We start from the raw sequence: 14,313 nt of genomic DNA on the forward strand, positions 1-14,313 counted from the left end.
ATTTAAAAATTATATATGGGGTGATACTCATAGTGTAAGTAAAGATACAAGCCAAGCCTGTGCATGCTCCATCGGTAAATTAAGCTAAATAACAGGAAAGTAATATACTGTGGGGAATATCTATAAAAAATATTTTTTATATTAATTCCGATTCATAGAGGCGAATGATAACTTACAGCGTCATGCACTCCTTATGTTCTTTTTCCGCCAACAAAGTAAAGGTGGCTTCAGCGAAGTGCTTTGTTGCTTCATAATGTACTGTTTTGCTGCTTAGGTTTGTCTGGCGTAATTGATTTATAAGCGTTTCATTATGACGAAAACTGTCTATCCATTTTTTGACTCTTTTTAGACTCCATATATGCTTGTAAATTTTCTTATCCTTTATCTCTTTTATAACAATAAACCTAGGCAACTTAAAGGGGAGTAATTCTTCATTGATAAGAAGTATTGCTATTAGCCAACGTAATGAAAGGAATGACGGGTGAAAGTCGCCACTGCGGTGGCTGATATTTTTTAAGACAGCCCCTGCTTTATCTTTAAATTTTATATTTCCTGCGGTCAGGCAGCATGCAGTCTCTAGAGGATCACCGGTCATTTGGAAATGTTTCGGCGCTTTATTATGAGGGCGAGTTTCAAAAGCAAACCACAACTTACCTGCTGTATCTACTAAAAAGCGAAAAATGGTTTCTTCTTCTCGGGCCAGTAGTTGTTTGAAAGTAGATAAAGAGTTTACCGAAAAAGAATCAGCTTCACAATTAACAGGGGTTTTTCCTGCATAAAAAATATCCGCTGGATCTGGCGGACATGAGAAAAATTCTTTATCTAATTGGGTTGAAAATCTAATCATATTTTTCATTAGGATAATTGGCGCACTAATAACATGAATCATAACACAAATAGGCCCTATCAAGTTAATAAAATCCAGGGTAAAAAATACCAAGTATCTCGAATTTCAGGTACAAAGAAGCCTAGGTGCGAAACCGCCTTATAGGCCAATAACTTCGAACTGACGTTTTAGATATAAAAGGATTGCAAATTTAATTTAACTCGATAACATAAATCTATAAAAGAATAACAAAGGAATGTCATGAAACTTGCATTATTTACTACTGCTTTATTAGCCGCTGGAGCTGCTGCCTCGGCCACAGTTAATGGCTGGTATGCCAGCGGTTTTGGTGGCTACACTTATTCACCTTCTAATGTAGAAAGGCTTTATTATGATTTCTTCTTCCTCTCCGATGTGCATTATCGTTGGGGCTATAATGTTGGTGGAGGCCTTGGGTACCAAAGTGCCCCTATTCGTTATGAATTTCAATATACTTACTTATATGTTGATACAAATCAGTATAGTGTAAATCATAGACCAGCATTGGATATCGATGGTGGTACTAAAGCAAATATCCTTATGGCCAATCTTTATTATGATTTTCCTGAAAAGTTGGCTAAAATTTCTCCCTTTCTAGGGGTAGGTATTGGCTATGCCTTTATGCACGCTACTTTAAACAGTACAAGCCGCTTCAAACGTCCTCATTTTAATGTAGATCAAAATTCCTTTGCTTATCAAGGAACTGCAGGGTTGACTTATAATTTTCGAGAAAATTTTGCAATCAATGCAGCATATCGCTATTTAGCAACAACCGATAAAAGTAATTGGGGTAAAAACCTTCAAGCACACATGGGGAATGTTGGAGTAATATATCGTTTTGATGTAGGCAGTTATAAATAGTAGCTCTTGGCGTCTTTGTGTTGAAATCTCAAATTTGGTACACCTATGGTACCCAACAATTATTGGTATGATTATGTCCTTTCAGAAACAGATAAGAGTTCCGTTGCAAAAACTATGCAGTTGAGATCTACCCTGAAGATGGATTTTTGATCTAAGTTCGCAACGGAGTCTGAAAATTCACTTATTATCATAAATATTAAAAAATTTTGATAGCTTCCGGAGATTTACGTACAGGATCATTAGCCTTAGTGGCTACTCCTTTTGGATAGCTTTTAAATTAATAAATTCTTTATGCCAAATTAAAATTAACCTCACCTCTTAATAATTCCATAAGAAAAAAATTTGTATAATTATGCACCAATTTGGATTGCAATGGATTCTTTATGCGTTTTAGCACAACAGGTAAGAGGTAAATAAACAAATGTTTACACGTCATGAAGCGATACTTAAAAATAAAAAAGTACACGGTGAAAGCCAGGTTTATAGTTTAGAAATAAAGGATATTTCTCCAAAGGATTGTGGAAATGGACAATATGTGGTTATTCATGGGGACAAAAAACCGATTTATTTAGCTATTGCCTCAAGTAAAAATGAATCCTACCTAAAAATAAGCCAAGTTTTAAAGAGTGGAGCTAAAAATATCCTTTCTGAAAGCCAGGTTGACTCGCATCTTGAAGTCGATGCTCCCTGTGGAAATGAATTCAAACCAGCAGGAGAAAAGGTGTTGTTGATTTGTGCTGGATCTGCAGAATCTGTCATGAGAAACATGTATAATAATTTAACATCAGAAGGTAAAGAGGTTTCCGTTATTTATTCAGCAAAACGTCTTGAAGATCTTCCATTTCCCAAGTTAATTGTGAGACTGAATAACAACAAACAACATTATATAACACTTACAGAAGAAAAAGGAACTCAATTTAAATCGGATCGTATCACAGAGCATTTAAAAACAAAAGATCTTGATCCTGAAACATCTGTTTTCGTTTGTGGTCCAGTTGGTTTTGAAAATGATGCAGTAAATATGTTACTCGACAAATCACACCCCGCGCAAAATATTCACATTAGTCATTGGGGCAAAATTCTCCCTGTAGATTCAAACAGTCTTGTTCATCGAGGTTTTAAAATTAAAGAAAATCCTCCGACAGAAAAAGCGAATGCCAATGAGTTACCGCAAATAAAAATAGCCTAGCACTCATTATGGGAGTCATTCATGATTCCCATTAGATGTAGATTGAATTTCTTTAACATCTTCTGTAAAGATTGAAGTCTCAGGATAAATATCATTTTTATCCTGAGACTTCAAAAATCTTCATCTAGACACAATGTAGAAGCTTTAGTTAATATGTGTCTTTTCCAATTACGGATCAATTCAATAGAATATGGATTTTTCATCGATGCAGAAGGTCAAGCTATTTTATTCCCCATGGCAGCTTCAATTTTTTCTTTTAGTATTAATAGACATTGCAATTGTCTACACCACCAAAAACTCTATTCTATGGTTCAGTGCCCCAATTTACTTATGGGGTCTCGGGATGAGCCTGCTTTTGCATTATTATTTAGGGTTACTCTACTCCGCTGCCTCTGAAAAAATAAAATACATCCTTGCATTTTTATATGCAATTTTATTTGCTTTTATGATTTATGTTAATTATTTTTTAATCAAATTCACAGGTCTTTATTTTGACAAAGACGCTTTGCAATTTATTAAAAAAGATCCTGCATATCTATCAGATTATCTGCATACTTTTGTCCTAGGCAGATACGGTGTTCTTCTTTTTGTCTTATTCGTTGTACTGTTCATTATTTGGCATCCTAAAAAAAATAGTTCAAGAGGCACTATTTCTTTAAAAAAAACAATCACCCTTCCTTTACTCTATTTTATCTCTCTTAACATAATTACCGGATTCAACAAAGAGTATAAGCTTCCGATAGATACCAGTACTTTTGTAACCTTGGGTGATATTTACGCTGTTTCAAATAAACCTGTTTTTCATTCATCACATCGTACAAAAATATCGAAAGGACTTCCCCATAAAGCTATTTCTCCGAATGTTTTATTAATTATCAATGAATCATGGGGAAAAACAAAAGGATTACCATTTTATGGCCACTCTACAAATGCAATGCCCAATTTAACCAATTGGATAAAAGATGAGAAGAATTCATTTTTTATATTTAAAAATGCTCATACTAATTCAACGCAAACTGATATTAGTATCACTTCAATGCTCACAGGGGTTTCTCCCGAAGAAAGCGTTTTTAAATTACATAATATGCCTTTAGCGTGGCAATGGGCAAAAAGTGCTGGCTATCAAACATTTTTTTTATCATCTCAACGTCTTTCTTGGTGTCATTTAGATCAATTCTTTTTTACTAAGGAGTTAGATAATCACGTCACTTTAGAAAACCTCAATGCACCTGTGATCAATGATATGGGATGTGATGATTTGATTGCAGTGGAACAATTGCCAGAGCTCTTAAACTCACGTGATCCGTCCAAACCATTCTTTGGGGTATTCTTGTCAAATGCACTTCATGCCCCCTTTCAGCAGAATAGCAATTTATTAACAACCACTCCCTCGTTCAAATCAAAATACAATAATGCCCAATTTATATTGGATACAGCTATCACAAATATCATACAAAATTTAAAAAAGAGAGATCATCTAAAAAATACCATCGTAGTTATTACCGCAGATCATGGTGAAGTTGAACATCCTATGCACTTAAAAGCCGCAAGATTATATTCATTTTACAATGAATACTTTTCTATCCCTTTTCTAATTTATATGCCTCAAAATTGGGCAAAACAACATCCTCAATTAATCAATAACTTAATAAGTAACTTGGATACCAATGTAAGTAATCTAGATGTTATTCCATCACTTATAGATTTATTTAACCCGAAACTGAAGCAAAATAATAAAAAAATAATCTCCCAAATGAAAGGAAAATCCTTATTTCAAGTAATTCCAAAAAATCGATTTATTATTGGTGTTAATTCAGGTGATCGTAACAGTTGGCATGTTGATGGTTTTGGGATTGCTTATCAATCAAAACGTTTTGTCTATTCAACACTCACAGGCGCCCAATATTTTGATATATCCACAGATCCCAATGAACTTCAAGATATATGGAGAAATACAGACGAACAAGAAAAGGAAAAAATTTTATCCCTAGTTCAAAGTACTTATCATCTTGAACGTATTTACCGTCCTACCTATTTATCACGATATCATTTATGGTTGCGTTTGAAAGATTGGTGGAGCAAATCGAGTACAGCATGAGCCTTAGAAAGGCTATCGTTAACAGCAAATTTATATGCCAGTATTTTTACAAACCATACTCACCATAATGGTATGTTGAATGTCTCAATCTTTATCAGCAAAAATATCTAAAAGAAGTTCATTGAAATTTAAAATTTTTTCTTCATATTTTTCATTCATAAGAATACTGCAAATTCTACTTGCCCACTCAATTTAACCATTACAGGCAATGCCTTATCTGGTAGCGAAATAAAAGGTGCATTTTGAGATGAACAGTAGATTTTACCCAAAAGTGAACAAGTTACTTCTTGCTACTCGAAAGATTTTTGACATAATCTCCTAGAGCATACCTATTTGAAAAATCTTTGACATAAGTTCCCAGAATATACCTATCATAAGTCTTTTTGAACTGGCCATTTTTTTGAAACTCAAGTAAAGCATCATTAATCTGTTGTAATAGTTCACTCTCCCTCTTATTTACGGCAATACCCAATCCATATCCAATACCAAACGGCTTTCCAAAAGTAGTAAAGACAGGAATTTGAGTGGCCCAATACTGGGCTGACAATGCATCCTGTAAAATAAAATCAACCTCCTCATCGCTCAAAGCCTGAATAAGCCTGGGGGTAGAGTTATAATTTACAATTTGAACATCAGAAAAACCTGAGTCTTTAATTATTTTTTCAAACATAGTGCCAACTTGAATCCCTATTTTTTTTCCATTAAACGCGTCTTTAGAAAAAGGAACGGCAGCCCATTTTTTTAATGCCAGATATCGGGCATCACTTGGAAGGTAGGGCAATGAAAAATTGACATGCTCGCTTCGTTCTGCAGTAATTGTAATGGATGCAACACCTAAGTCTGCCTCATTTTTTTCTATACTGGAAAGAATAGTGTTTTCCAAAAAACCGGAGCGATATTGACACTCACGTTGTATAGTTCGACAAATATCCTCCATCATTTCTATATCAAAACCAAATAATTGTTTATTTGCTCCTTGCATAATAAAAGGAGGGTTAAAAATTTCTGTAGCCACTATAAGTGGACGTAATGAATCCGCATAAGAGCAAGAGATAAAGAAAGAAAAAATAAATAAAAATTGAGTCCATCGCTTCTTTATAGCTAAAAGTCCTAAGAAATAGGAAGTTATGGCTTGTATCATCACAGACATTTCCCTTGTTTTTGTGAACTCCTAATTTTTTAAAAATGTAGCGCATTTTCCAGAATGGTTCAATGCTGGAATTTTAGACGGAGAAAAAACCTAATGAATTGGTCATGGAAAACAAATTGTGTGCAAATAAAGTAAACGTAGTGGCCTGCTTGCAGTCAGGATTAATCATGGTTAATAATCCTGGTCGCAACCTATAGCGATATTGATTGTTTTATTACTTAACTAGCTCTACAGCTCTACCGCTTCATAAAAGGTAAACTACAATATTTGGATATATTGAGATTCTCAACTTGACTTGATGCTTGCTGCGTCATATTGATTTTCCACATTGCCCACAAAACTTAGAAACTGATCTAGGACATTGAAGACACGCTAAAAGAAGTTTTAGACGATTGACTTCACTTATTAAATTCAGTGTTTCATTTAAGGCACTAATTTGGTTTTGTGTTAGCATGATTAGTTTAACAGTGCCTAAAAGTAGTGCGAATCAAAACGATTTAAGAGTAGTTAAGTCAATCGACTTAAAAATGCTTTTCTCTGTTATATGCCATACTATATCTATATTAATTGATAAGTTGATCAGAATATGGAAATTCATACTCAGCAAAGGCCATTACCTATTTATCTTGTTCATCAAGACCCTAATATAATTGGGTTAATTACAAACGAATTAAAAACATCAGGACATATCACATCCTCTACGGATAATGTGGAGGATGCGCTCATGCAAGTGAATAAATTCAAACCCGACTATGTATTAATCGATCAACAGATACCAACTGAAAAGATCAAAGAGCTTTGCAAATCAAATAAATATAAAGTCATCATTCTTTCTTTGGATCCTAGCAATAAAAACATTAACCCATATAAATTAGGTGCACATGGTTGTATTTATCAAATTAACCACATTGAATTATTTACTGATCAACTTAACCGTATTATTGAAGACAAGATTGATATTGAATTTTGGGGGATGACCGGCGCATTTCCAGCACCAGGAAAAGATTTTGTCAAATATGGTGGACACACTTCATGCGTCACATTAAATTTTGTAAATGAGCGCATGATCATATTAGACGCAGGCTCTGGGATCATCCCATTAGGTAATGAGTTAATCATTAAAAACCAAAACCCCATAGAGGCGGATATTTTTATCTCACATGAGCATTGGGATCATATACATGGATTAACATTTTTTAAGCCATTATATCATCCCGGAAATCTATTCAATTTTTATGGGCCACCACAAGGAGTAAAAAGCGTTCATGAGTTACTATCAGGACTTATGGATGGCATCTATTTTCCAGTAAAAATTGATAACTTACCTTCTACCATTTCATATCATGATTTAATGGCAGATCAAAATTTTAAAATTGATAATATTAAAATAGCAACAATCGCGCTTCAGCATCCATGTGCAACATATGGTTATAAAATTCAATATAATAATAAAATCATAAGCTATATCACTGATAACGAACTATATGATAAATCATATCACTTATATAATGCTGATTTTGTACATAATCTTATTCAATTTACGATGGATTCAGATATTTTAATTGTAGATTGTGCATTTACCGATGAAGAATACGATTCAGGGCGGGTATGTTGGGGACATTCGTGTCCCAGGCAAATAAGTGAGTTTGCATACTTGACCAATGCAAAACAACTTATCTTACATCATCATGACCATGATGAAACAGATGATATTGTTGATGCCAAATTGATTGTGACACAAAAGATATTAAAGGAATTCGGTTCAAAAATGAAATGTATTGCGCCTGTGTACCGACAAATAGTTCGTATTTAGTAGCAAACAGATTGAGTTATTTTTGACCTCAAAAACAATCACTCAATTTTCCCCCTCACCTTTTTAATTTATTTAATTTGTAGACTTCAACGCCCCGCGGACAACTCCACGAACAAATCCAGGGGCGGGACAGAATGAGCTAAATTTAGCTTTAAAAGGAGAGGATCCCTCAGGCAGAATACCCTAGCCTACTTTTTAAACAACACTTTGGCATTATCCGTTAAAATTTTTCTGACGAGATCTTCAGAAAGATTCGCTTGCTTAATATAATCTACAGCCCTAACGTATTTATCATGATTCGCATAAGGGTAATCTGTACCTAACAGCAAATGATCCGAGGGATAAACATCAACGGCATTATGCAAGGCCGGGATATGGCCATGAGCTACTGTGTCAACCCAAAATTTTTTTATAAAATCACTGGGCTTACCTTGAATCTCGCCTTCCCCCCAATCTGTATATAAATTATCAATACGTTGCATGATCATAGGCAAATATCCGCCGAGGTGGGTACTAATAAATCGGATATCTGGAAAACGTGAAGTGACACCAGATAAAATCAAATGCAGCACGCCGTAAGTGTCCTCAAATGGAGCACCAATCATCCAGGTAAGTCCAAAGACCTTGGTCTGCTCTCCGGTGCAACAACCGGCAGGATGCAAAAAGACAATAGCTTTCCTGCGATTTAGCTCAGCAAAAATGGCCTCAAAACGGTTTGCTTCGACAATAGAATGCTGCAAGACAGTGGTCGTCAGGGTAACGCCCCACATCCCCAATTCATCAAAGCAGCGTTTAATTTCATCTAATGATTCTTGGATATGCGGCAGAGGAAAAATCCCAAATGCCTGAAAACGTTTGGGGTATTTGGTAATAAGCTGCGCGTAAAGATTATTGGCCATTTTTGCACTGCTCACAGCATCCTCTTTATTTGCAAAATAAGGAACTTGAGGCACGATTGAAAGCACTTGTAAATCCACACCAGCGCTTTCCATTACAGCAAAGCGTGCTGCTAATTCTTGCTCATCACTTCCAGCTTTCATATAACGAGCCACATTAACCAAATCCCCTCCTTTTTTCTCAATATCATCAAGATATTCTTTTGGAAAGCAATGTGCATGAACGTCAATAATCATAATAAATTGCCTCTAATGATAATGAATTAACTTTAAGTATAGCTGGGTTAAACAGAGGAGCAATGAACATACAAACTCTTGTTACCAGCAAACACTATCTGCGTGATTTCTTAATCAGTTAAGGCAAGACCCCTAACCTACGCATAGCACCTAGAAACAGAATTCATTGATTTAACGAACGCTTGGCAAGTACCCTCTTATCCATTACCTTCCGCCATAATGGAGGGCAAAGAGACAGAATTATCATTCCCAAATAACCTGAAGGAAGCTGTGGACTTGCATCAATATGTCTTAATAATTGATAAGGACGTGCTCCATGAACATGATGATCGGAATGTCTTTGCAGTTGAAAAAGAAGCATATTACTAAGCCAATGACTCGCATTCCATGAATGTTGCTCTGAAACTTTCTCATAGAATCCATTGGCGAGTTTCTTACGTTCCAAACCATAATGTTCAATATAGTTAATGACTTCCAACAAAATAATGGCAGTCAAAGATTGAAGAATAAAGAAGAAAAGAGTGATCCATCCACCATAATAAAAAAGAGCCATTGCCATAACAATAGGCATGCTAATTATCCACCAGAATTGATTTTTCAAATGAAACCATGAATATCCTAGGCGATTTAAACGTCTACGTTCCAGGTTCACTGCAGAACGAAAAGAACCAATAATTGTTCTAGGTAAAAACTGGTATAAACCTTCTCCTAGCCGAGATGTTGCAGGATCTTTGAAGGTAGCCACATGCACATGGTGTCCACGGACATGTTCAATAAAAAAATGCCCATAACATACACTGACTAATAATAGTTTACTTAGGGTTTGAGCAATCATGGAGTTTTTATGCATGAGCTCATGAGCAAGAGTAATTCCAATCCCGCCCGTCAGAAGTCCAATTGATAAACTAAACCCAGTAAACTCTATTACTGTTAAAGGGAAATGTACGAGCAGATAAGCTGCAAGAATCAAAAAACAATATTGCAGCGGCACATACATCCAAGTAAGAAGTTTGAAATATCGGTCTTTTGACAATATATATTCTTGAGTACTCTCTGGATTGACTGGATCAACAAACCAAGTGTCAATGAGCGGAACCAATGTAAATAATATAAAAAAAGGGAGAAAAGTATAAAAATCACCAAAATAAAAACCAATAAAAGGCAGTATCACCAACAAATAAGCCAACATAAAACACAGTTTTTTACTCCGTTTCATTATGGATATCCTTCCATTTGTCTGAGAATAATCTTCAGGGAGTTGAAGTTCTATGAATGCTCATAATATGATATGATTATGCTTTTGTTTTATGCTCGCTCAATTGTTCTATAATGGCTTTGTTAAACTCCGGGATATCATCAGGTTTTCTGCTGGTAATTAAATTCCCATCCTTAACTACAGCCTGATCGACCCATATTCCTCCTGCATTAATTAAATCAGTTTTCACCGAAGGCCAAGAAGTCAGCCGTTTATATTTAACAGCCATAGCATTAATAAGAAGCCAGGGGCCATGGCAAATAGCGGCTATAGTTTTTTGTTGTTCATTGAATTTTTTTGTAAACTCCACAGCTTCAGGTAAAGTTCGTAATGTATCTGGGTTCATCACGCCACCAGGTAAGAGTAATGCATCAAACTCATTTGGATTTGCATTTTCCAGGAGTACATCAACATCAAAAGAATCCCCTTTATCTGCATGATTCCATCCCTGAACCGTTGATTTATTTGAAATAAGAAAAGTTTGAGCTCCTTGATCTTGCAACGCTTTTCTAGGCTTTACCATTTCTACTTGTTCAAAACCATCCGTCAGCAAAATAGCTATTTTAAGTCCATTAAGTGAATTCATAGTGATTCATCCTGAAATAGAGTAGTTTGATAAAGGATAGACTGTTGTATGATTTTTACAATTAAAGGAAAACATTAAAATTTTGAAAAGCAGCTCCATTTTATATATTTAATTTTACATCCAAATACAAACAGGCTGGGTCTTTTTGACCTGAGATATCGTCACTTTTTCATTAAATTTCCCTACGTACCGCGCTTTATGCCTGTACGATCCCCACAAAATTCAAAGAAAGACTGTAGTGGGGGTCTGTGTTGTGGCATTTAGCTCAGAGAGTAGAGGTAATAAATTTTGAAACTGTTTTACTTTGAGAGAGATTCCTTTTTTGAGAGCTTCGCGCCCTAAATAGACCAGGGATAAAATGTTGGTGAATTTTGAAGAGTGAGCCTGAAAGGAAGATGCATATCCTTTACGCTTGGTAAAAATGCCAGCAAGCCAACAAGCAAAAGTAGAGATAGCAGCAATAAGCAGTAATATGCTCATTCTTTGAGGAGAACGAGAAAGACTTTCTTTCAATCCAAACCCATAACGAGTACATTTTGTATCACGAAAATTTTCTTCTATTTGCATGCGTTGCCGATAAATATTCACAGCGTATTCAGCGGTGTTTGTTGAGGTCAATGAAGTGACCAATAACCAAGGCTCACGATGAGCTCTAGCATATCGTTTACTCATTGCATCACGCCTACCTTTCTTGTATTCACTCTATGACGACCTTTAGAGAGGCCTTTATAGAGTATAAAGTGAGCAGGGATTTGTTCTTTCTCTGTAAGAAGGCCCTGCCCCAAGTAGTTAGGTTTGGCTGTGGCTTGTTCATAATAGATATGACTTAATTGCCAAGTTGCTGTAGCCTCTAAATATATCGCATTCTTATGGCGTAATCGGCCTAAAAAATCCCAATCAAGCGCTCGAACATAGGAAAACCAAGGCGCTCTAAATCCCGCATCGGTAACAATAATAGGTTGTACAGAGCTCGGTAAAATAGCTTTTAGATTATTTAAAAATTCTTTATGAGTTTGATGGTTATTTTGTTTTTTCTGTGGATGACATTCTTCGTAAATCACAATCGAGCGTCCTTGCATCGACAAGGAGGCTCTCAATAAATAGAGTTTAGTCTGCGAACATATACAGCTCCAATCAACATGAATCCAGGGGCGTCTTTGTGCTGCTAGTAGATAATGACTCATTGTCCTATAAAATTCAATCGCTTCTTTTTGTAATCGCGTATTCCCTAATAAGCGGTCTATCCTTTTTATATTGCTGCGAGTCTTAACTTTAGTATGAGGCAAATGACGGCCAAGCGATGTCAGCGTTAATTTATTTACCTTAATTAACGTCGATGAAGCCATGATTAAATTGTGTAAGCGTGATTTATGAATAAAAGGTAATTCTTTTGCTAATGTTTTGTGTAATAATTGCATCAGGTGCATGACGTCGATCTCTTATTGTTGTGGAACTCTATTGGATCATAATCCGTCATGCACTTTCAATACCATTATTCCTATATTTCAATGCCTTAAACCAAATTTTTTTGTCTATCTCTCAGGCTTTATGCGCAAAAAAATTTGTGAAGGTTTCTATCTTGCATTTTGCTTTTTTTCTACCAACCAATTTGTAAAAGCAGAACTTATACGTCTATTATTTATACAAAATTTATATGTTTTTTTGACAATTTAAAGACGCCAGTCTTTCATTACTTATTATCAACAGGAGTATTTATCATGCCAAAGCCAATAATTTTAAGTATTGATGACGATGAAAAAACGAAGCAGATACGTCAAGCTTATAATGAATTTATGGCTCAAAAAAAGGCTCAGCCTCAAATCTTTGACTCCCTGGATAAGCTTAAGAAAAGCCAACTTTATCAAGATATGTCCGAAGAAGAACAAGAACGACTAAAGCAATATGAGGGAAAAAATGTGATTGTTCTAGTATTTGAAACTTCAGAACAAGCCATAGAATTCATTCAACAAATTCAACAGAAAAACCTCATCAGTGAAGAACAGGCAGAAAAAATAATTGCGCAGTTGGAAGAGCTTAATGAACCTCAATACAGATCAGGAATGCATTGAAAAATATGGTTCATCTCCAATAGTATATAAACTGGTTGCTTGCGACCAGGAACTCTATTCGTTCCGCGTCGAATATGAGTGGATTACATTATTTGCTCGATTTTCCTACCAGATAACCGCCCCTACTCCCAGCACCAGCTTGGGAAATGGAGGAAATACAGGAGCAATTGGCACGGATAATGGTGGAGGTAATGGCCCTGTGCATTAACTAGGGATAGTGCTAATTTTTTAGAAACCTTTATGTTTTGAGCCATTATTCAATAAATAGTGTACTTACTATGTCCCGCGCTCACGGCTTGTCCGCGAGATGCAGGAATATAGGAATAATCAAAAACTGACGATACCTTGGCTACTTGTTTCGAGTTTCTAACCTATTATACAAATAACTACGGATATGTGGATGATCAAAATGGAGTTTAAAACAATGCAAATTAAAACCATATTAATAGTTCTGGGCCTTTTTTTCTCATCAATGAGTTTTGCCACTATTAATATCGGTACGCTTATGTTTAAACCGCCTTACATTTTCTCTCCGGGCAATGGATTTGATATTGATTTGGCTCAATTACTTTGTCAGCACTTAAAAGAACAATGTAATTTTATTCCGATGGGAATGGATGAGCTTTACAACAAATTAAAAGAGGGTAAAGTTGATTTGGCGATGGGAGGTATTCCGATTTCTTATGCTCTTAAAACTGATTTTATTTTCAGTTTGCCCTATATGTTAAGTAAAGGGCAGTTTTTAGTTCTAAAAAATAATCCAATTAATTCAATCAATGGATTGCAAGGTCAAACAATCGGTGTTTTGCGAAACAGGCTCAATGGTGGATTGTTCTATGAATATTTGTCAGAGCATTACCATAAACTATTCCAAATCAAGCTCTATGATGACATTGAAGATGTCTTGGCCGATTTACATAATAAAACAATATTAGCTGCTTTTTTTAACCGCTCTTCAGTAAATTACTGGACCCAAGAGGGAGGAAAGCAATTTAAACCATTAGGAAACGTACACACAATTGGAGATGGGATAGCAATCCTCGCATTACCCAAAAATAAAGAGTTAATCCTGCGTATTAATAGTTTATTAAGAGAAATAGAAAAAAATAATACCTATATTAAATTATATGATACTTATTTGCGGATGAGTAAGTTTATTTCCTAAAAAAGATGTTTAAAAGGAACTAATTGCTGTCTTCGTAAATCGCAATCTGCCGAGTCCATACCCGCATTTTCTAATATAAGCGTACTTGTTTATTTTTATATTCAATAATGTCTATAATGGATCATTGTG

14 protein-coding genes are annotated in these 14,313 nt (G+C 35.4%); 7 read left to right on the forward strand and 7 right to left on the reverse strand.

Annotated features, from left to right (window positions below; all coding sequences use genetic code 11):
• Positions 1-172: 172 nt before the first annotated feature.
• The gene (locus DY223_RS10290) at positions 173-847 is read right to left on the reverse strand and encodes a hypothetical protein (RefSeq protein ID WP_058460013.1); all 675 of its coding nucleotides are present in this window, start codon (positions 845-847) and stop codon (positions 173-175) included.
• 240 nt (positions 848-1,087) lie between these two features.
• Between DY223_RS10290 and DY223_RS10295 the strand changes: the two genes are divergently transcribed.
• From DY223_RS10295 to DY223_RS10305, 3 genes are all read left to right on the forward strand, one after another.
• Positions 1,088-1,726, forward strand: coding sequence for an outer membrane protein (locus DY223_RS10295; protein ID WP_058460005.1), 639 nt, complete (start codon positions 1,088-1,090; stop codon positions 1,724-1,726).
• A gap of 421 nt (positions 1,727-2,147) precedes the next feature.
• Entirely contained in the window at positions 2,148-2,915 is a 768-nt protein-coding gene (locus tag DY223_RS10300) for an FAD-dependent oxidoreductase (protein ID WP_058460006.1), read from the forward strand.
• A 343-nt stretch (positions 2,916-3,258) separates the two neighbouring features.
• Positions 3,259-5,013: an LTA synthase family protein gene (locus DY223_RS10305; protein ID WP_160116283.1), complete on the forward strand. Its 1,755-nt coding sequence runs from the start codon at positions 3,259-3,261 to the stop codon at positions 5,011-5,013.
• Between the two features lie 280 nt (positions 5,014-5,293).
• Here the strand turns inward: DY223_RS10305 and DY223_RS10310 are convergent, their stop codons facing one another.
• On the reverse strand, positions 5,294-6,154 hold the full coding sequence (locus tag DY223_RS10310) for a transporter substrate-binding domain-containing protein (protein WP_064115144.1): 861 nt from the start codon (positions 6,152-6,154) through the stop codon (positions 5,294-5,296).
• Positions 6,155-6,749: 595 nt separating this feature from the next.
• On the opposite strand from DY223_RS10310, the gene DY223_RS10315 reads away from it, so the two are divergent.
• A complete protein-coding gene (locus DY223_RS10315) occupies positions 6,750-7,976 on the forward strand; it encodes an MBL fold metallo-hydrolase (protein ID WP_058460009.1) in 1,227 nt (408 codons plus the stop codon).
• A 188-nt stretch (positions 7,977-8,164) separates the two neighbouring features.
• On the opposite strand, the gene DY223_RS10320 is transcribed toward DY223_RS10315, so the two are convergent.
• The 5 genes from DY223_RS10320 to DY223_RS10340 all read right to left on the reverse strand — a co-directional run bounded on the left by DY223_RS10320 (position 8,165) and on the right by DY223_RS10340 (position 12,368).
• Positions 8,165-9,109, reverse strand: a complete 945-nt coding sequence (locus tag DY223_RS10320) for an amidohydrolase family protein (protein WP_058460010.1) — start codon at positions 9,107-9,109, stop codon at positions 8,165-8,167.
• Between the two features lie 163 nt (positions 9,110-9,272).
• Complete coding sequence (locus tag DY223_RS10325) at positions 9,273-10,325, reverse strand: alkane 1-monooxygenase (protein WP_058460011.1); 1,053 nt, start codon at positions 10,323-10,325, stop codon at positions 9,273-9,275.
• A gap of 76 nt (positions 10,326-10,401) precedes the next feature.
• Positions 10,402-10,950: a type 1 glutamine amidotransferase domain-containing protein gene (locus DY223_RS10330; protein WP_058460012.1), complete on the reverse strand. Its 549-nt coding sequence runs from the start codon at positions 10,948-10,950 to the stop codon at positions 10,402-10,404.
• Between the two features lie 222 nt (positions 10,951-11,172).
• Positions 11,173-11,622 carry a hypothetical protein gene (locus tag DY223_RS10335; RefSeq protein ID WP_058460248.1) on the reverse strand — a complete coding sequence of 150 codons (450 nt, stop codon included), beginning with the start codon at positions 11,620-11,622 and terminating at the stop codon, positions 11,173-11,175.
• Complete coding sequence (locus tag DY223_RS10340; RefSeq protein ID WP_160116276.1) at positions 11,619-12,368, reverse strand: IS4 family transposase; 750 nt, start codon at positions 12,366-12,368, stop codon at positions 11,619-11,621. Before DY223_RS10340 ends, DY223_RS10335 begins: the two co-directional genes overlap by 4 nt.
• A gap of 300 nt (positions 12,369-12,668) precedes the next feature.
• Between DY223_RS10340 and DY223_RS10345 the strand changes: the two genes are divergently transcribed.
• The 3 genes from DY223_RS10345 (at position 12,669) to DY223_RS10355 (ending at position 14,184) form a co-directional block, all read left to right on the forward strand.
• Positions 12,669-13,019 (forward strand): hypothetical protein, encoded by a 351-nt coding sequence (locus DY223_RS10345; RefSeq protein WP_058460023.1) that lies wholly within the window; start codon positions 12,669-12,671, stop codon positions 13,017-13,019.
• Positions 12,988-13,227 carry a hypothetical protein gene (locus tag DY223_RS10350; RefSeq protein ID WP_058460024.1) on the forward strand — a complete coding sequence of 80 codons (240 nt, stop codon included), beginning with the start codon at positions 12,988-12,990 and terminating at the stop codon, positions 13,225-13,227. Before DY223_RS10345 ends, DY223_RS10350 begins: the two co-directional genes overlap by 32 nt.
• 201 nt (positions 13,228-13,428) lie before the next feature.
• Complete coding sequence (locus DY223_RS10355; RefSeq protein ID WP_160116284.1) at positions 13,429-14,184, forward strand: transporter substrate-binding domain-containing protein; 756 nt, start codon at positions 13,429-13,431, stop codon at positions 14,182-14,184.
• Positions 14,185-14,313: the final 129 nt, after the last annotated feature.

The sequence above is a fragment of the Legionella bozemanae genome (genome assembly GCF_900450575.1).
Classification (GTDB): Bacteria; Pseudomonadota; Gammaproteobacteria; order Legionellales; family Legionellaceae; genus Legionella; species Legionella bozemanae.